Source organism: Luteolibacter rhizosphaerae (genome assembly GCF_025950095.1).
GTDB lineage: Bacteria > Verrucomicrobiota > Verrucomicrobiia > Verrucomicrobiales > Akkermansiaceae > Haloferula > Haloferula rhizosphaerae.
Genome location: NZ_JAPDDR010000006.1, coordinates 159,690 through 177,351, shown reverse-complemented (window position 1 = coordinate 177,351; position 17,662 = coordinate 159,690). Strand labels below are relative to the sequence as shown.

At 63.3% G+C, this 17,662-nt stretch carries 20 protein-coding genes; 7 read left to right on the top strand and 13 right to left on the bottom strand.

Translation table 11 applies throughout. The features are described from left to right. Positions 1 to 27 precede the first annotated feature (27 nt). On the top strand, positions 28 to 1,284 hold the full coding sequence (locus tag OJ996_RS12995) for a hypothetical protein (RefSeq protein ID WP_264514030.1): 1,257 nt from the start codon (positions 28 to 30) through the stop codon (positions 1,282 to 1,284). Between the two features lie 127 nt (positions 1,285 to 1,411). Next, positions 1,412 to 2,788 carry a Gfo/Idh/MocA family protein gene (locus tag OJ996_RS12990; protein WP_264514029.1) on the top strand — a complete coding sequence of 459 codons (1,377 nt, stop codon included), beginning with the start codon at positions 1,412 to 1,414 and terminating at the stop codon, positions 2,786 to 2,788. A 76-nt stretch (positions 2,789 to 2,864) separates the two neighbouring features. Here the strand turns inward: OJ996_RS12990 and OJ996_RS12985 are convergent, their stop codons facing one another. From OJ996_RS12985 to OJ996_RS12960, 6 genes are all read right to left on the bottom strand, one after another. Then, complete coding sequence (locus OJ996_RS12985) at positions 2,865 to 3,326, bottom strand: anthrone oxygenase family protein (protein ID WP_264514028.1); 462 nt, start codon at positions 3,324 to 3,326, stop codon at positions 2,865 to 2,867. A gap of 73 nt (positions 3,327 to 3,399) precedes the next feature. Beyond that, the gene (locus OJ996_RS12980; protein ID WP_264514027.1) at positions 3,400 to 3,840 is read right to left on the bottom strand and encodes a VOC family protein; all 441 of its coding nucleotides are present in this window, start codon (positions 3,838 to 3,840) and stop codon (positions 3,400 to 3,402) included. 254 nt (positions 3,841 to 4,094) lie between these two features. Beyond that, entirely contained in the window at positions 4,095 to 4,907 is an 813-nt protein-coding gene (locus OJ996_RS12975; protein WP_264514026.1) for an AraC family transcriptional regulator, read from the bottom strand. Positions 4,908 to 4,967: 60 nt separating this feature from the next. Next, complete coding sequence (locus tag OJ996_RS12970; protein WP_264514025.1) at positions 4,968 to 5,357, bottom strand: Rieske (2Fe-2S) protein; 390 nt, start codon at positions 5,355 to 5,357, stop codon at positions 4,968 to 4,970. Between the two features lie 18 nt (positions 5,358 to 5,375). After that, positions 5,376 to 6,434, bottom strand: coding sequence for an amidohydrolase family protein (locus tag OJ996_RS12965; protein ID WP_264514024.1), 1,059 nt, complete (start codon positions 6,432 to 6,434; stop codon positions 5,376 to 5,378). 88 nt (positions 6,435 to 6,522) lie between these two features. Further along, positions 6,523 to 7,437, bottom strand: coding sequence for an outer membrane protein assembly factor BamB family protein (locus OJ996_RS12960; protein ID WP_264514023.1), 915 nt, complete (start codon positions 7,435 to 7,437; stop codon positions 6,523 to 6,525). Positions 7,438 to 7,651: 214 nt separating this feature from the next. Here OJ996_RS12960 and OJ996_RS12955 point away from each other — a divergent pair, with 214 nt between their 5' ends. Next, the gene (locus OJ996_RS12955; protein ID WP_264514022.1) at positions 7,652 to 8,128 is read left to right on the top strand and encodes an EF-hand domain-containing protein; all 477 of its coding nucleotides are present in this window, start codon (positions 7,652 to 7,654) and stop codon (positions 8,126 to 8,128) included. 64 nt (positions 8,129 to 8,192) lie between these two features. Continuing rightward, positions 8,193 to 8,888, top strand: a complete 696-nt coding sequence (locus OJ996_RS12950; protein WP_264514021.1) for an EF-hand domain-containing protein — start codon at positions 8,193 to 8,195, stop codon at positions 8,886 to 8,888. 13 nt (positions 8,889 to 8,901) lie between these two features. Here OJ996_RS12950 and OJ996_RS12945 read toward each other — a convergent pair whose 3' ends face one another. After that, positions 8,902 to 9,363, bottom strand: coding sequence for an SRPBCC family protein (locus OJ996_RS12945; RefSeq protein WP_264514020.1), 462 nt, complete (start codon positions 9,361 to 9,363; stop codon positions 8,902 to 8,904). Between the two features lie 121 nt (positions 9,364 to 9,484). On the opposite strand from OJ996_RS12945, the gene OJ996_RS12940 reads away from it, so the two are divergent. Together OJ996_RS12940 and OJ996_RS12935 are read left to right on the top strand one after the other, a co-directional pair. Further along, the gene (locus OJ996_RS12940; protein WP_264514019.1) at positions 9,485 to 10,555 is read left to right on the top strand and encodes a pyridoxal-phosphate-dependent aminotransferase family protein; all 1,071 of its coding nucleotides are present in this window, start codon (positions 9,485 to 9,487) and stop codon (positions 10,553 to 10,555) included. A 43-nt stretch (positions 10,556 to 10,598) separates the two neighbouring features. Next, positions 10,599 to 11,291 carry a 3-keto-disaccharide hydrolase gene (locus OJ996_RS12935; protein WP_264514018.1) on the top strand — a complete coding sequence of 231 codons (693 nt, stop codon included), beginning with the start codon at positions 10,599 to 10,601 and terminating at the stop codon, positions 11,289 to 11,291. Between the two features lie 81 nt (positions 11,292 to 11,372). On the opposite strand, the gene OJ996_RS12930 is transcribed toward OJ996_RS12935, so the two are convergent. The 3 genes from OJ996_RS12930 to OJ996_RS12920 form a co-directional block, all read right to left on the bottom strand. Continuing rightward, entirely contained in the window at positions 11,373 to 12,029 is a 657-nt protein-coding gene (locus tag OJ996_RS12930; protein WP_264514017.1) for a hypothetical protein, read from the bottom strand. A 302-nt stretch (positions 12,030 to 12,331) separates the two neighbouring features. Beyond that, entirely contained in the window at positions 12,332 to 13,117 is a 786-nt protein-coding gene (locus tag OJ996_RS12925) for a hypothetical protein (protein ID WP_264514016.1), read from the bottom strand. Between the two features lie 27 nt (positions 13,118 to 13,144). Then, positions 13,145 to 13,918: a DUF1194 domain-containing protein gene (locus tag OJ996_RS12920; protein ID WP_264514015.1), complete on the bottom strand. Its 774-nt coding sequence runs from the start codon at positions 13,916 to 13,918 to the stop codon at positions 13,145 to 13,147. A gap of 326 nt (positions 13,919 to 14,244) precedes the next feature. Between OJ996_RS12920 and OJ996_RS12915 the strand changes: the two genes are divergently transcribed. Then, on the top strand, positions 14,245 to 14,721 hold the full coding sequence (locus OJ996_RS12915) for a hypothetical protein (protein WP_264514014.1): 477 nt from the start codon (positions 14,245 to 14,247) through the stop codon (positions 14,719 to 14,721). On the opposite strand, the gene OJ996_RS12910 is transcribed toward OJ996_RS12915, so the two are convergent. The 3 genes from OJ996_RS12910 to OJ996_RS12900 are packed head-to-tail and all read right to left on the bottom strand — an operon-like array spanning position 14,684 to position 17,624. Further along, a complete protein-coding gene (locus OJ996_RS12910) occupies positions 14,684 to 15,340 on the bottom strand; it encodes a DUF6962 family protein (RefSeq protein ID WP_264514013.1) in 657 nt (218 codons plus the stop codon). The genes OJ996_RS12915 and OJ996_RS12910 overlap by 38 nt on opposite strands. After that, positions 15,337 to 16,731, bottom strand: a complete 1,395-nt coding sequence (locus OJ996_RS12905; RefSeq protein ID WP_264514012.1) for an FAD-binding oxidoreductase — start codon at positions 16,729 to 16,731, stop codon at positions 15,337 to 15,339. The genes OJ996_RS12910 and OJ996_RS12905 overlap by 4 nt, the downstream gene beginning before the upstream one ends. Further along, complete coding sequence (locus tag OJ996_RS12900; protein ID WP_264514011.1) at positions 16,731 to 17,624, bottom strand: class I SAM-dependent methyltransferase; 894 nt, start codon at positions 17,622 to 17,624, stop codon at positions 16,731 to 16,733. The genes OJ996_RS12905 and OJ996_RS12900 overlap by 1 nt, the downstream gene beginning before the upstream one ends. Positions 17,625 to 17,662 lie beyond the last annotated feature (38 nt).

Here is a 17,662-nt window from a genome sequence, read left to right as displayed (position 1 = left end):
CGGCTTGATCTATCCCAGCATCGCGACGTGACGCCTCCCCCGCTCCGTCCGCAGAACTCGCAGAGACGCCACCATCTGGTGGTGGCGATCACGGTCGCGACCGTGCCTGCGCTACTGCTGCTGGGGATTGTCGTGATCGGACAATTCCGCGGTGAACCGGCCCCGGCGAAATCGGTGAAGGAAGAGCACCGGGAGACGCTCGAGTCGGTGCCCGCGCGACCGCCGAAGCCGGAGACGGCCGATGAAGAGAAGAAGAGTGCCACGGATTCCCAACGCGAACTGCTGGAGAACATCTCCCGTGAGGAGGAGCGGATGGCGGCCCGGGTCAAGCGGGTGATGGACGAGCCGAAGCTCAGCACGCGGCAACGGCGGCACATTCTGAGCGAGATGGCGCACCGTGCGGGTCAGGCCGGCACGGATGAGAGCAGCGAGATGCTGGCGGCAGTGGATACGGTTCCGGCCGGGGAGTTGCGGATCGCGCTCTACTCCGGCGTGCTACAGGCCCGTTGTGACAAGAGCCCTCCGGATGCGCTGAAGCTCTGTGGCGTGCTGGAGGACCCGATGGACCAAGCAGCGGCGCGGGCCTTCGTGGCGAGGCACTGGGGCTACACGGATCTGCCCGCCGCGGTGCGTGCGGTGGAGGCAATGGACTTTCCCGAGCAACGGACGGCAGCGGCAACGGGCTTGCTCCAAGTTGTTTCGCAGCGGAGCGAAGAGGCCAAAGCGGAGTTGCGGCGCAAGGACCTGAACTTGGATGTCGCGCGCGTGCTGGCGATGGGTGTCGCGGAGATGTGGCAGGGCGGATTGGACGACCTGAAAAAGACGATCGCGACGAGTGGCAATCCGGAGGTGCTGACCGGCATCATGGCGGGGTATTCGGTGAAGCATCCGCAGGAGGGACTCGCTTATCTGAGCGCGAACCCGCAGGCGGAATTTCATGAGCCGGTGATCCGACACATGGGCATGCTGTTAGCCAGGGGCGGTGCGCAGGCGGCGCTGGAGACACGCCTGTCCGGGGCGAACTTCGCGCAACGCAAGCTGCTGGTGGATGCGATGTTCCACACATGGTTGCAGATGGATTTCAAGTCTGCGAGCAACTGGCTGAAGGAAAAAGAAGCGCTTCTGGGAGATCCCGGCCAAGCGGACGAGATGAAGTTTCTGCTCGTGATGCAGATGCTGCACCGCAGCGCGGAGGAGTCCGCGGAAGCATGGGCTCAGCGGATCAAGGATCCCGCGAAGCGGGCGGAGGCGCTCGAGGCAATCCGCGCCGGGGTGCCGAAGTAAGGAGCCGCGCGAAGATTTCATCCGAAAGACGGATGCGGGTCAGGCGGTATCCGCGAAACCGCCGCGCTCTCCTATTCGGGAGACGAGCGGTGGCAGACCATTCCAACCCGTTACCCCATATCCCGTTATGTCCACGCTTCACCGTCGCCAGTTCCTGCAGCGCACCGCTCTCGCCACCGGCGGACTCCTCGGTTTTCCGGCCATCGTGCGCGGCCAGAATCTGAATAGCAAAATCCAGGTGGCCTGCATCGGCGTGGGCGGCAAGGGCGATAGCGACACCGACAATGCGGCCAAATGCGGCGGCGTGATCGTGGGCCTCTGCGATGTGGACAAGCGCTTTCTGGACAAGAAGGCGGGCAAGTATCCGGACGCCAAGAAATTCGCCGACTACCGCGAGATGCTCAAGGAGCTGGGCGCGGGCGTGGATGCCGTGACGATCTCCGGCCCGGACCACATGCACGGCAGCGCCGCGATGCTGGCGATGGGCATGGGCAAGCACATCTACTGCCAGAAGCCGCTCACGCAGACGGTGTGGGAAGCGCGCGAGCTCAAGCGCATCGCCGCGGAGAAGAAGCTGGCCACGCAGATGGGCAACCAGGGCAGCGCTGGCGACGGCCTGCGCCGCGCGGTGGAAGTCATCCAGGGCGGCGTGATCGGCAAGCCGCTGGAACTGCACGTGTGGAGCAACCGCCCGGTGTGGCCGCAGGGCATGGATCGGCCGCAGGGCTCGAACCCGGTGCCGGATTACCTGAACTGGGATCTCTGGCTCGGGCCTGCGGCGAATCGCCCCTATGTGGATGGCGCCTATCATGACTTCAAGTGGCGCGGCTGGACCGAGTTCGGCACCGGCGCGCTGGGCGACATGGCCTGCCACACGGTGAACATGCCCTTCCGCGCGCTGAAGCTGGGTTACCCCACCGCGGTGGAGTGTGAGATGGCGTCGCGCATCTACGGTGAAAGCTATCCCCTCACCTCCCGGATCCGCTTCGAATTCCCCGAGCGCGAGGGCCTGCCACCGCTCAAGTTCTGGTGGTACGACGGTGCTCCAAATGCGGAGTTCAAGCCGCTGCGCCCCTATCCCAATATCGTGAAGGATGTGGTGGCAATGAACGGCAAGCTGCCTGACAGCGGCTGTCTGATCATCGGGGAGAATGGCGTGCTCTTCTCGCCGGATGATTACGGTGGTCAGTTCTTCATCCAGCTCAAGGGTGAGAAGACTTTCACCAAGGGCGACGACCATCCGGCCGCGAAGGCGATCCCGCAGAGCATCCCGCGCTCGCCGGGGCACGACCAGGAGTGGTTCGACATGATGAAGGGCGGCGCTCCGGCCTACTCGAATTTCGAGATCGCCGGTTATCTCACGGAAATCATCCTGCTCGGCTGCATCGCGCTGCGCGTGGGCGAAGGCGTGAAGATGGAATGGGACGGCCCGAACATCAAGAGCCCGAACTGCCCGCAGGCGGCGCAGTTTGTGAAGCGCGAGAACCGGCCGGGGTGGATCTGAGCGAAGCTTCTCGCTGATTGTTTGTGGCAAGTCCGGATCCCTTGCGGGGTCCGGATTTTTTCGTTGCTTGTCCCGATCAGGGAACTTTCCCAACGAGGAGCGCTGCGCAGGCTGCAAGCGCTGCCGCTGTCCTGAGGTGATTCCAGCGGGTCCACCTCTCGATATAGTGATCCCAGATCAGCACGGATGATTCCGCCTGCGGATCGATAGCGGCGAGTCGGTTGTTGAGCGGGACATTGCCGAACATGGTCACGCCGATGGTGCCGATGAGGTAGGTGAGGGCGGCGTAGCGGTGAATGCCTCCACCGGTGATGAGGACGGCGATGCAGAGCAGGCCGGTGCCGAAGAGAGCGCCGAGGAAGAGCGGGTTGATCACCACGATATTGATCGACTGCATGGCGGCGATGCCTTGCGGGGCGGGCAGGCGGGCGAGGGCCTTCATGATGAAGGTGGAGAAGGCGAAGAAGACGCCGCCGATGAGGCCGCAGCCGACAGCGGTGGCGGCGAGAAGGAGGCCGTGGGCCGTGAGCGCGGGCATGGTGGCGAGCGGTAGGCCGGGTGAGCGTCGCCCACCCGGCCAATGAAGCCGACTGAAGATCGGAGCAGCCGGTCTATTCTTTCGGCGGCATGCCGCTCATGACGAAAACTTCCCAGACGTGGCCATCCAGATCGGTGAAGCCATGCTGATACATGAAGCCGTGATCCTTCGGCTCGCTGTAGGTGGCACCGCCGGCGGCGACGGCACGGCTCACCACATCATCGACCTTCTCGCGCGATTCGAGCGAGAGGGCGACGAGGACTTCGCAGTGCTTGGCGCTTTCCTCGGCGGGGCGCGGGGCGAAGCCGTTGAAGTACGGGTGCGTGAGAAGCATCGAGTAGAGGTTCGGGCCGAGGATCAGGCAGGCGGCATTCGAGTCGGTGAAGTCGGGATTGAAGCTGAAGCCGAGGGCCTTGAAGAAGGCCATCGAGGCATCGAGGTTCTTCACCGGCAGGTTCACGAAGATCTGCGAGACGGTGGTGGCGGGCGCGGTATCGGTGGCGGAGGAGCTCATGTGGTTGTCTATCGTATCGGTGTGGTTCGTAGTAGAGACGAATGGAGGGAGTGGATCTGGACAGGTGCGGCGAAATTTCTTCCGCCGAGGATGCGAGATCCTGCCGCGGTGCGGCGGCGGGGTATTGAAGATTTTGGAAGGGCCGTGGATTGCGGGACCAGGATGGATGGGATGGATAAGATGAGATTCCTCCAAGAGAGATTTGATCCCATCCGCGTGATCCGCGGCAGCCCGTGTCATCGGCAATGCGCGAGCTACGCGCCGTAAACGTGGCCAGGCTGTGCGGGCGCGCCTTGGGCCCGGTAAGCAGCAGGAGTGAGGCCGGAGAATTCGCGGAAGTCGCGGATGAGGTGGGCCTGATCCGAGTAGCCGGCCTCCAGGGCGAGGGCGCTCCAGTCGATGGGGCGGGTATGCGCGATGCGGCCGAGGACGCTGTGGAAGCGGCGGATGCGGGCGAAGCCCTTGGGGCTCACCCCGACCTCACGGGTGAAGAGTTCGTTGAAGCGGCGCATGCTCAGCCCGGCCTCGGTCGCGAGGGGGGCGATGCGGGCGGAATCCGGATAGCGGCGCAATTGGCCCACCGCCCATTCGATGGCAGGGTGGGACTCGCGGCGACGGCCAGATCGCAGGAGTGAGTCGAGGAGTTGGAGACGGGCGACAGGCGTGGGTGCGGAAGCCAAGCGATCCAGCCAGGCGGTATCCCGGAGGGCTGGGATGGCGTCGAGCGGGACATGCTCGTCAGAGAACTCCGAGGCGGGGATGCCGAGGAAGCGCCATGCGCCACCGGGCTTGAAATGAACCCCGACCATGGACGTCAGCTGGCGGGTATCGACCACGAAGTAACTGCGCTGGACGCCGGAAATGATCGGGCCGAGGCGGTGGACGAGGATCGGGCGCTCGCGGTCGTAGCAGCGGACTTCACCATCGCCGAGGTTGATGACGATATCGGCAACGCCCTGCGGCAGGACGCGCTCGAAGTCGTGCGGCGAGGCGTGGCCGGCGAGGCACCAGAGGAGCTCGATATCGCGCGCAAGTTCCGGCGAGGGAGGCAATTCAAGATAAGCCATGGCTTCTCCTGGGGAGGATGATGCTCTCCTATCCGCCGCCTGCCAGCAGGAAGTTTCAGGCTAAACGCGCACCACCACCATCCCGACCTCGTCGACCCCGGCTTCGAAAGACTCCACGGCGGTTTCGTAGGTGGCGACGCGGACCTGGTTCGGACTGAACACGGAGCGGCCGGTGAGGATGTCGAACTCCCAGCCGTGCCAGGGGCAGCGGAGGATCTCCCCTTCCCTAACCCAACGGAACTCGCCGACGCCGGAAGGCTCGTTCATGCCGGTGACGACGCCGCGGCACAGCTCGGCCCCGGCGTGCGGGCAGTAATTACGAAGGGCGTAGTATTTGCCGTGGACATTGAAGACACCGATGGAGCGGCCGTCCTCCGTTTCGATGATCCGTCTCTCGCCGGGCGGGAACTCGGCGGCGGGGCAGATGGGGATGGAGCGTTTCTCGGGCATGCTGATAGTGCCGAGTGATCAGTGATCCAAGGGAAGACCGTAGAGCTCGGCGGCGTTTTGCCAGAAGATGCGGTCCTTGAGTTCGGGCGGGAGCTTGGGGAAGGCGCGGAGGGGCGAGTCGTTATCCCAATGCGGGTAGTCGCTGGAGAACATCAGGGTGCGCTCCGCATTCATCATGTGGAGGAGTTCGAGGAGTTGGTCGCGGGAAGGCGGTTCCTCGACCGGCTGGGAGGTGAAGCTGACGCGGTCCAGGACGTATTCGCTGGGTGCGCGATCCAGCCAGGGGACGGTGGAGCGCAGGCCCTTCCAGTTCTTGTCGAGGCGCCAGAGGAGATGCGGGACCCAACCGAAGCCGCCCTCGACGAGGACGAAGCGGAGTTCGGGGAATTGGCTCATGGCTCCGCGGGTGAGCAGGCTGGTGAGTTGGGCCATGAAGTTCTGCGGCAGGTTCGTGTGCCACTCCAGGTAGCTGGAAGGAAAGCCGGCGGTAAAGGCGCCGCAGACGCCCTTGCCCTCCGCACCGGGATGGATGGCGATAGGCAGGCCGGCTTCGCAGGCAGCCTCGTAGATGGGCCAGTAGATGCGATCGCCGAGGGGGATGCGCGTGGCGCTGGTCATGGCCACTTGCACGATACGCTCGGAGCCGGCCACCCGGCGGATCTCCGCGGCGGCGGCCTGCGGGTCGAGCGGGTTCACGATCATGCTGCCGAGGAAGCGCTTGTCGGCAGCGAGCCATTTCTCGCGCAGCCAGTCGTTGTGGGCACGGGCGATCTCGTTCGCGAAATGGGTATCCGGATGGACGCCGACGGTAAGGATCTTGGCCTCGATCAGGACGGCGTAGTCGATGCCATAGGCATCGAGGAGCTGCTCCTGCATCAGAGATGGCAGGGAGCCGGGTGGCTCGCCCTGCGGCCCCCTCGCATCGACACGGCGGACGCCGGTGGGATGAGGCAGGCCGGGGCCACCGGGGAGGACGAGGCCCTGGGTGCGGAAGTAGGCGGGCAGGCGGGAGACGATCTCGTCCGCCGTGAGCGGGACGCAGTGGACGTCGCAATCGATGAGGGTGAGCGGTTTCATCCCGGTAGTCCCGTTGAGGGATACGGTGGGGATGAGGGGAGGGCAATAGGGATCGCGGGGCGGAAGCGCCCTCCCCGACGCGGATTCCTCAAGGCTTCGTCACGAGCGTGTTCGACACGTCGTTGCCGAAGTCCTCGAAGCCGTCGAGTTGCCAGATGACCTTCTTGGTCTTCGGCTCCAGCTCGATCAGAATCGGCTGGCCGGGGCCGGCGTGGCAGTTGCCGATGATGTAGTTGCCATTCAGCAGCACCTGCAGGGTGGTGACCCAAGCAAGCGTGATGCCCGGCAGGTCGTTCTGCTCGATCTTCCAGACGATCTCCTTGGCCGGATTCACTTCGAGCACCGAGTGACCGTTGCCGGTGGCGATAAGGGTGTTGCCGTTCTTGAGGCGCAGGGCGCAGAAGACGGCGTTGCCGAATGCCTCGGGGCCGTGGCCGCCCTTGGCTTCCTTGCCGAACATGGGCACCGGGAAGTCCCAGACCAGCTTGCCCTCGGCATCATACTCGCGGACGGCACCGTCGCCCTCCTGGCAGACGAGGTAGTGGCCGTTGTCCAGCTTCCGGGCCAAGCGCGTATCGCGGTGGGCATCCGGGTGGTCGAGCTTCAGCTTGATCTCCTTAAGCAGTTTGCCCGAACGGTCGACCTCGATGATCCGGCCGATGCCGCTCTCCGCAATCATCAGGCTGCCATCGGCGAGGGGTTGGAAGGCGTGGACCTCCAGGCGCTTGCCCTCGTTTCCATTGCTCTTGGTGGAGTCATAGCTCCAGACCACCCTCTTCTCCTGCTGGTCGATGGCGACAACCTCGCGCATGTCCTTCTGGACATAGATCAGCCCGGCCTTGTCCTGATGGAGGTCGTGGATGCCGCCCCATGGCATCTCCCAAGCCACCTTGCCATCGCTCCAGAGGGCCAGCTTGCCTTTGCCCTGCAACAAGACATCCCGGGCGTGGAGGGGCAGGGCGGAGAGAAGGGTGAGGCAGGCGAGAGAAAGGCGGTGGTTCATGGGCTGGCGATTTACATGCGGGATGGGTTCCGCTTTTCAAACAAATAGCGGATTAAGGGCGATTGAATACGCGGTTGCGGATCCGCGTTTCACCCGCCGGTTCCGCGGAAGGACGGGGAAAACCCGGCCTAGCTGTTAGGCTGGTTGCCTTGACACCCTTCCGAAGAGGACTATTTTCGGACTCCTAAACATTTCTTAACTATCTCTCCGCCGCATGAACAAAGTCTTCTTCTCCGCCGTCGTGATTCTCGGCCTGAGCTCCCCTCTCGCCTCCGCCAAGTTCGGTCGCAAGCTGAACACCAAGTTCGACCGGGCCGATATCAACAGCGACAACATGCTGACCGAGATCGAGTTCCAAGGAACCCAGAACAAGGGCATGAGCGTCGCCTTCTGCCGCTTCCGCTTCCGTGCGACGGATACCAACAACGACACTTTCGTCAGCCGCGAAGAATTCATCGCCTCCCGCGGTGGCAATACCCAAGGCAAGCCCAACCGGGCGGATCTCTTCGTCTTGGCCGACCAGAACGACGACGACGTGCTGGATATCAGCGAATATGGCGACACCCTCGGCCCCCGCACCGCGGCAGCCCGGGTGCTGAAGAGCTTCGGCAAGCGCGACAAGGATAGCAGCGGCGGCCTGACCCCGCGTGAATTCGGCATCGGCAACGGCTTCCCATTCCCTTTCGGTTGAGACTGATTATCAACAGGGTCTAAATTCTTGACCCACTTCCGGGATGTGGGAGGGTCATGGTCCCATGAAGACCAGTTCACCATCCACCCGTATCGCGCTCTCCTGCGCCGGTCTCTTCCTCGCCCTTCCCGCCTTCGGCGGGGCGGTCGTGGGAACTCTGCAGGCTGAATTCAATGCTGCCGACGCCGACACCTCCGGGAGTCTGTCGGAGCTTGAATTCTCCACGGCTTACTCCGAGGGCCTGTCCAGAGGGCAGCTCAAGAAGCAGTTCAAGAGCGCCGACAGCGACAAGAGCAAGTCGATCTCGCTTTCCGAATACCTCGCCTTCCGCTCGGCGGCGATCCTGAAGGACAAGAATGCGGACCCGGCGCTTCGCTTTGAAGTCGCGGACCTGAACATCGACGGCTTCCTTTCGCTGGAAGAGTTTGTCGTGCTCGTGCCCGGCAAGCGTCCGCTGATCGAAGTTCGCAAGCGCCATCTGATGGCCGATGCCAGCGACGATGACCAAGTGACGCTGGAGGAATACACCGACTACGTCGAAAGCCCGCAGCCGGATACCTCCGGGATTCCCTTCCGGAAGTTCGACCTCGCCGATCTGGACAGCAACGACGAGCTGACGGTGGACGAATTTGCCGGTGCCTATCCCCCGGCCGTGAAGCCGCAAGTCATCGACAAGAAGTTCGACGGCCAGGACGACAACGGGGATGAGTTGCTGACCCGGGACGAATGGAACCCGGGTGGCGGCCCTGCTTCCTCCTGAGCCGGATCCGATTTCAGGAGCGGCGGCCAAACCGCCGCTCCATTTCTTCCCGGCGGAAGTCGAAGATCCGCTGCAATTTGCGGCGGGCGAAGAGGAGGTGGGCGATGCTTCCCAGCGGGCCGAGAGGCATGATGTAATGGACGAGGTCGTGGACCTTCACCCCGCCCTCGACCGCCTCGAAGGCGTGGAGGTGATGCCAGAACTTGTAGGGCCCGAAGCGCTGCTCATCGATGAAGGAACGCCCTTCGTCCACCCCTTTGATCTCCGTCACCCAAGGCACCCAAACCGCGGGCAGGATTTTCACGCGGTATTCGATGATCTGGCCTTCGTGCATCTTTTCCGCCGGGCAATGGACAATGCGGAAACCGAGGTCCGGCGGGGTGATGGAATCGAGGTTCCGCGGGGATGAGAAGAAATCCCAAGCCTCTTCGGGAGAAACGGGCAGGAATTGTTCGCGACTGAGAACGTGGAGCATAGGGAGATTTGCCGGGAGCTTAGATCCCGATCGGCTGACACGCTAGCGGCGGCTTGCGATTCGCGGAATGTGTCGCTCTTCGCACTTGGCGAAGCGGGGTCCCGGCCTACCGTTTGCGCCGATGTCCTCGCCCAAATTGTTCAGTCCCGGCCCGATCGACGTTTCGCCTGAAACTTTCGCCGCCATGTCGCGGACGATGATCGGTCACCGCGGCTCCGAGTTCGAAGCCCTCTACGCCTCGCTCCAACCCGGCCTGCAGGCCATCTTCGGTACCTCCCGCCCGGTCTTCCTTTCCACCTCCTCCGCCTGGGGCGTGATGGAGGGTGCGCTGCGCAATCTGGCCCGCAAGAAGGTGCTCTGCCTGTGCTGCGGCGCCTTCTCCGACAAGTGGCTGGATGTGGCCAAGAAGTGCGGCTACGAGGCCGACTCCGTGCAGGTGGAGTGGGGCCAGCAGATCGACCCCGAAGCAGTGCGCGCGAAGCTGAGCGAAGGCGGCTTCGACACGGTGACTTTGATCCACAGCGAGACTTCGACCGGCGTGCTCAACGATCTGGCGGCGATCTCGAAGGTGGTGAAGTCCTTCCCGGACACCATGCTGATCGTGGACACGGTTTCGTCTCTCTCCACGGTGCCGGTGGACATGGATGCGAACGGCATCGACGTGATGCTGGCCGGCGTCCAGAAGGCGCTGGCGCTGCCGCCGGGCCTAGCGGTCTTCGCCGTCTCTGAGGCCGGCATGGAGCGGGCCAAGGGCACGCCGAACCGGGGCTACTACTTCGACTTCGTGGAATTCGCGAAGAACGCGGCAGTGAACAACACGCCGTCCACACCGGCGATCTCGATCCTCTACGGGCTGCAGTACATCCTGGGCCTGATCGAGAAAGAGGGCATGGAAGCGCGCTTCGCCCGCCACGCGAAGACCAATGCGATGATCCACGCCTGGGGTGCCAAGCGAGGTTTCGAGCACTTCGCACCGGAGGGATTCCGCTCCACCGCGCTGACCTGCTTCAAGACTCCGGAAGGTTTCGATCTCTCCGGCTTCATCAAGGCGCTCAAGACGAAGCACAACTTCCTGATCAACGGCGGCTACGGCAAGATCAAGGGCACCACCTTCCGGATCTCCAACATGGGGAACGAGACGGAAGCCACGATGCAGGAGCTGATCGACGCAATGGAAGACGTGCTCGGCTAAACCGGACGCCTTTTGCGACCGTAACAGATACCCGTTGAAAACGATGAAATCCGTCCTCTTGTTTCTCGCCATGGCAGTGCCTGCCTTTTCCGCCCCGAACGAACTTTCTCCGGAAGAAAAGAAGGAAAACTTCAAGCTACTCTTCGACGGCAAGTCGCTGAAGGGCTGGCGCACCTACAAGCAGAAGGAGCCGAAGGAGCAATGGAAGATCGAGGACGATGCGATCACCCTCACCTCCGGCGGCGGTGGCGACCTGATCACGGACGATGAGTTCGAGGACTTCGATTTCCGCTGCGAGTGGAAGATCGCGGACCAAGGCAACTCCGGCATCATGTGGCACTCCACCGAGGAGCACCAGTATCCCTGGGTGAGCGGCCCGGAATACCAGATTCTCGATTCCTTCGACAAGGCGGGCCACAAGTATGCCCACGAAACGAAGAAGGGTAACATCGCCGGTTGCTTCTACGACATCTACCCGGGCAAGGTGGAATGGTCGAAGCCCGTCGGCGAGTGGAACGAAACCCGGATCGTGATCAAAGGCACGAAGGTGACCCTCTACCTGAACGGTAACGTGACCTCCGACGTGGACACGGCGAGCGACGAATTCAAGGCGGCGCTGGCGAAGTCCAAGTTCAACGGCTGGGAGCACTTCAACAAGGCGAAGAAGGGTCACATCGTCTTCCAAGACCACGGTGACAAGGTCGCCTTCCGCAACATCCGGATCAAGAAGCTGTAAGCTTTCCTGCCCCGCGCAGAGATTCATTTCAAGAAAAGGCCCGCTATGATGGCGGGCCTTTTTTCGTATCGCGACGAGTGGTCAATCCCGGAGGCTGAGTAGCTGAAGAATCAGCTCCGGCGATTCGGAGATGATCAGCTTGGAGCCGATGCAGAAGGAACCGATGCAGGCGAGGATGCCGACGATGGCCACCCAGTGGTTCCAGTCCTGCCGGACACGGGCTTTGGGAAGAATCGCACGGGAGACCATCGCGAAGAGGACCGCGACGAGCCCGACCAGCGGAGTGAAGGGAAGCACCTCAAGCTCCGCCTGATTGAGAAAGCGCGGTGCATAGAGCGGGCTCGCCGAAGCAGCCAAGGCGCTGGTGCCGAGCATGAGGAGGAAGAGCCCGGCGAAGGACAGCTTCGGCTTGGGGAGATTTCCCGCATCGCCCCGATTCACGAGAGCCAAGAGATCCTGGGCCGAGCGGATGCGGCGGCCAGCCTTCAGGAGACGGCCCTCGAAGACCCGGGAGGCGGGCGGGCGCTCGATGGAAAGCTGCCGCACGCGAAGGCGCGCATACTCCACCAAAGCGGTCTCACGGACGCCGCCGCTCCACGACAGGGCGGAGGACCAGAGGGCAGGCTCAAGCTCGTTGCGAAAGATCTCGAGACGCACGAACTCCACCAACTCGCGGTTGGCCTCCGTTTCAGGATCCGGTTTCGTAGCTGGCCGGAGAACGAGGGAGAAGAGTCTCATTCTTCCCCGCGATCAAGGAGTCCTTGGAGGGCGGAGACGCGGAGATCGAATCGATCCGGAAACGCCCGCAACGTGTCACCGGAGAAAGCCGCGGCAGGGCGGCGATTCTCACAGGGGGGATGAAACGAAGGGACGCGACGTGGGGTGGTCGCAGACTTCATGTATGGGGGGTGAAAGCGGATGAATCGAACCCCGCCGGAGGCCCGATGACAATCCATTATTCCTAACAGATGCCGTCTATCAGGAGTGGGCCTTGAGGCTGAATTGCTACCGCTCCCGATTATTTTTCCGATCCCTGCCTCTCAATCCTGGCCATCGGCGGACGCCCTGTTGAAAGCGGTGGCGTTGTGCACTGTCTTCGGAGTGACGAGGACCGGGGTGGCGCGATCCGGAGCCGACTGACGCACCGGGGCAGCCGGGGCCGAGTGGGAGAAGCGGGTCATTTCCTGGATCGCGGCGGGAGGCGTGCGAGCCACCAGCTTGGCACCCAGGTAGAGCGAACCGAAACAGGCCATGGCGCCAACGAAGGAGAGCCCGGTATTCCACCCGTGCATCACCCAGTTCTTGGGCATGAGGGCGCGGGCGAGGAGAGCAAAGCCGACGGCAGCGATCCCGGCAAAGGGGGCCGCAAACAACGCGGGCTTCTCGAAGCGATCCGCCATGAAGGGCTCCAGCAGACGGGCCAGGCAGGCCATCGATCCGGTGCAGCCGAGCATGAGGATCAGCAGCCAGATCACGGACAGCTTCGGCCGGATGAGATTGAGGCGCCCGCCACGATTCGAGCGATCGAGCAGATCCTGCACGGTTTTGATGCCGAGGCAGGTATTCAAGCGCCGGGCCTCGAAGGAACGGGACTTGGCCTGACGGGTGCGGCGCTCGTTCGCGAGCTTGCGGATGCGGATCCGGGCGTAAACCGCGAGAGCGTCCTGCTTCTTCCCGCCGCTGGCAGCGAGGGCGGTGGCCCAAGCTCCGGGTTCGAGTTGATCGCGCAGGATTTCCTGCCCGACCCGCTCGGCGATCTCGGGATCGAGTTGGGGCTCCGGGCTGACGAGCTTATGAACGGCAGCGGCGAGGGTGATGGTCTTCATACCAGGGAGGTTTTTCCGGGCAATCGATCAACGACGCCGGCGACCAAGAAGAAGAAGGCCCAACCCCGAGATCAGTGCCAAGGTACTGGAGGGCTCCGGCACCGAAGCAACGGCTCCCCCCTCCACCGTTTGCTGCATGTGACCCGCAAGGAAGTTATTCAAGGCGCTGCCGTTGCCGTTCACGGAAGCAGTGGAGCTGCTGCCATTCACGCCACCGGCTTCACCGCCGATGACATTCGAGGCGAAGTAGTTGGCGATGTTGTTGGCGTTGTTGCCGAGAGCGACGGAGTTGATGATGTCGACCCCGGAAGCCAGGGACTCATCCCGGGCGGCGCGGTCGCCGGCGGGATTCTGCAACAAGGAAAGGTTGGTGACCGCCACCTCGATGATCTGGGTCTCGCTTTCAAAGCCGTTCGCGCCGCGACCGGTTTCGGTGCCGAAGTGATTGGTGGCGTAGTCGAGACCTGCCGCGATGGAAGGCGAGCCCAGGGTGAAGGGACGGGTGAGGACCGTCACGAGATTGGCGAATTGCTGGGCCTCCGCCGCATTGCCGATCCGCATCCAAGGGATGCCAACGATCTGGGTGAAGGTATTGCCATAGAACACGAGGGAGACGGCGATCTGGCCGCGCTCACCGGATTCGATGGAGTTCAATACCTGGGAACTGGTCATGGCGGCCGCGTAGCCATCCATGAGGCGGTTGAACTGGGTATTGTTGATCCCCCCCTGACTTACGTCGACGAGGAGGAGGAGTTCGGTATCCACGGCTTCGGCGGCGGCTCGCGGCAAAAATCCGGCCATAGCGATGCCAAGAGACATCACGAGGATGAACGGAGTTCGGGGCGAAGAGCCGCGACTTGAGAAGGTCGCATTCTTCATGGGCAGTCTGGGGTGAGAGCGAGGTGAGAAAAACTTAAGCTTGCCAAACTGTCAATAATTTTTGAAATTTTAGCATGCTTAACCCAAAGGAAGTTTCAAAATCGCCGCTCTCCTCCCGTTTGGCATTGGGCTCCGCCCTGCTATTGGCCGGTTCCTTTGGCGTGACCGTGGCAGTGCTTGTGCCGCGTCACCAGCCCCTTCCAACAACCTCAGCTCTCCCTCAGGCGGAAGCCCCGGTGATTACAAAAGTGTCAAAGCCTGAAGCAACCCCTCTCCCCGAGACGGGCGATCTCATAAAATTCTGCTCCGCCAACGTGACCGGCAGCCGGACCTTCGTGGTCTTCAAACGCGGGACCTGCGTCATGGTGAACGAGCCTTGCGATGATCCCTTGGCCGCGGCTCGCAAAACCCTGAGCGCCTGCGCGGATCCGAACACGCCCTTCATTCCCGAGCCGACCGCGGAGGGCGAATTGATCGTGAGCTTCAAGGAGCCGGTGTTCCAGCGCTTCACCCGCAGCGAGCTTGCCGAGCTCGCGCCGACCATGGAGCGGCTGGCCCCTGCCCTGCTGAGCCCTGCGGAAAGCGCCGCCGTGGGTGGCAACTTCACGCCGCCGGATGTGGCGAAGGCAGGTCTGCTGGCCCGCCGCCGGATGCTGGAAGATGCGGCGGATGCCAAGGCGGTGAAGGTCATCCGGGCGAAGACCCGGCAGACGGCTGCGCGCTGAGATCGAAAGAAGTGCGGGTGCCGTTCAGGTCGGTGCCGGCCCTATAAAATGCGATCAGTGCGAGGGCTTGGACAAGGTGGAAAAGATCGTTGTGGTTGAAGAATTCTGTTAGACCGCGCTGGGATTGCTGGACGACGGCGGCCATGAAGGAAAGGCCGGTGCCAGCGAGCATGGCGCTGCGCCAGAGTCGGCGGGAGGCGAAGGAGGCGATGGTCCACGCGAGCATAGCCAAGCCGTAATCGGCGATGGCGACGAGGAAGGAGGGATTCCACGCGACGATCACGCTGGAAATCAACAGCTTGAGAATGAGGAACGTGCGCCAGGCATTCGAGTGGCTGAACTCGCGGAGCAGGCTCATCCCCATGGCGAAGCCGAGGCCGCAGATGATCCAGAGGACGCAACGCCACCAGAAGGCTTCCACCTGGGGAGGAAGTTCCGGAGCGAAGCCGTGGTAGAAGCCGCCGACCAAGGCGGAGAGTGCCATGGAGGACATGGCAGCGATCCACCAGCGTCGTGATGCGGTCGGCGGGTAGCCGCGATGCAGGCGAAGCGCGAGCCAGGCACCGAGGACGGCGAGCAGGAGATCGGTGAAGAAAGTGGCCGGCTCGTGAAGGGTCATGGGGCGGAAAAGAGATCGCGGTGATGCCGCCACCACTGGCTCTGGAAACGGCTCTCCGGATCGTAGCGATCCTTGGCGCGGAGGAAGTCCGGGAAGCCGGGATAGGCCTGGAGCAACTGCCCGCGGGTCGCCCAGCGGTGGTAGGTGAGGAAGTAGCTGCCGCCGAGCGAGAGCGCCAAATCGATCAGGGACTGAAAGGCGGCGGCGGAGCGGGCGATGCCCTGCTCGTGATGCTCGGTGTGGAGATTGAAGATCACGCAAGCGAAGTCCTGGCGGGCCCAAGGCAGGGCGCTTTCGGTATCGCGCTCGATGAGGCGGACGGTGCCGTAGATGACCGGGATGCCGCTGGGGCGGAGGAGATCCGCGGCGCGGGCCATGAAGGTGACCAAATACTCGCGGGGGACGTAGAGCTCCGAAATCATCTCAGTGGCGGGCGGGCTATCCAGCTTGGCATCGAGGCCGCAGTGATAGTCCTCCAGATAGACGCCGAGCTGATGGGTGTCCGAGCCATAGCGCGAGCCATGACTGGCGAGGTAGTGGCCGGAATAGACCTCGAAGACCTTCGCGCGATCGGTGTGGGCGAGATGGATCAGTTCTTCCCAATCCGCCGCGCTGAGTTCGCGGGCCGGAGGATGATCCTCATTCGCGACGGGATGGTAGGTGGCGAGGACGCCGCGGCGGAGGAAGTCCGGCGAGCATTCGTCGATGGAAAATTGGAAGTCGCCGTAGAGAGCCGCATCGGCGATACGTTCCTCTAGAGCCGGGATGAGGAGGTCGATGGTAGTGATTTCGACGCAACGCTCGACGGTGCAGCGCGGGGTGAGGCGGAGCTGGACGGAGGTGATGATGCCGAAGCAGCCGTAGCCACCGATGGCATGGCGGAAGAGCTCGGCATTCTCGACGCGACTGCAGCGGAGGATCTGCCCGGAGGTATCGACCAAAGTGAAGGCTTCCACATCCGAGATGATGGGAGCCATGCGCAGGCCGCGGCCGTGGATATTCGCGGCGAGGGCTCCGCCAAGGGTGAGGTCATCCGCGCCGGTCTGTTTCTGGCGGATGGTCCAGAGGGGATCGAGCCCCTGCTGGACCGCATGAAGCGCAGCGATAAGATCGGGCCAGATGATGCCTGCACCGGCTTCGACCAAGCCACGATCGCGATCGATCTCACCGACCGCGGTCAGGCTGCGACAGTCGAGGAGCAAGGTATCCTCCCCGAACTGCTGGCCGCCCATGGCATGGCGGGCGCCGCAGATCGAGACGGGCATGCCTGCGGTGGCGGCTTCTTGAACAAGGAGGGAGGCCTCTGCTGTGGATTGGGGCCGGGCAATGCGGGCCACGCGTACGGGATTGAGGCGCGAGTGGACATCATTGCAGAGGATGCCGCAGCTCATCAGCGGAGGGGGTGGCAAAGGCAGAGGGATTCGCCGCGGGCAAGGCGGACGAGCGCGGCACGACGGGGTGCGAGGACCTTCGCGCGGAGATCGCGGTGATTCGCCACGGTCTGGAGATCGAGCCCGGCAGTACGAAGGAATTCGGGAAGATCCTTGCGGCGGCAGCCCCAGTGGAAAGGTTCGCGGCGGAGATGGAGCCACCAGCCGATCAGCGGATTGCCGCCGCGGAAAGCGATCGAGCCGTTCTCCTCCGCCTCCATGAAACTGAAGATCACGCGCCCCTCACCGCCCGCGAGCTTGGCGGAGGAGCGGAGCAGTTCCTTCACGCGGCCGCCGTGGAAGTACATGGTGAGACCTTCCGCGATGACCACGGAGGGCTCGCCGCAGGAGAACTCCGCACAGGAGGATGCGACTTCGTGCGGCAGTTCGGAGGAGAGCTCCGCGGCGAGGAAGTGGAGATTTGTGGCGGGAGCGACTGACTCGCGCTTCGAGCGCTGGGTGGCGGGATGATCGATCTCATAGAAGACTACCTGCGGGAACTCCCGGTGGAGACGGACGGCCAGAGAATCGTAGCCCGCGCCGAGGACGACAACCTGGCGGATGCCATTGGCAATCGCGCCGCGGACCTCGCCTTCGATCCAGCGCTTGCGGGCGAGGTAGTGGGCGAAGATGCCACCGAGAAGGAAGCGCTCCGCTAGCATGAGGCTGCGGCGGGCCCAAGGGTGCTGCTCGGCGAAGGCGAACCAACCGCCATCGGCACGAGTGCCAAGCATGCGACGGGTGACCTCCTCCTCGCCCGGGGAGAGGAGCGGAGCGAGCTCGGGATCGCGGGCCGAAAGCAGGATGCTCCGGGCGATCAGGGTGGCGGTATCACTGGGAGAGTCGGAGCGCATGGCGGCAAGGAGCTTGAATGCTGGAAAACCAACATTTA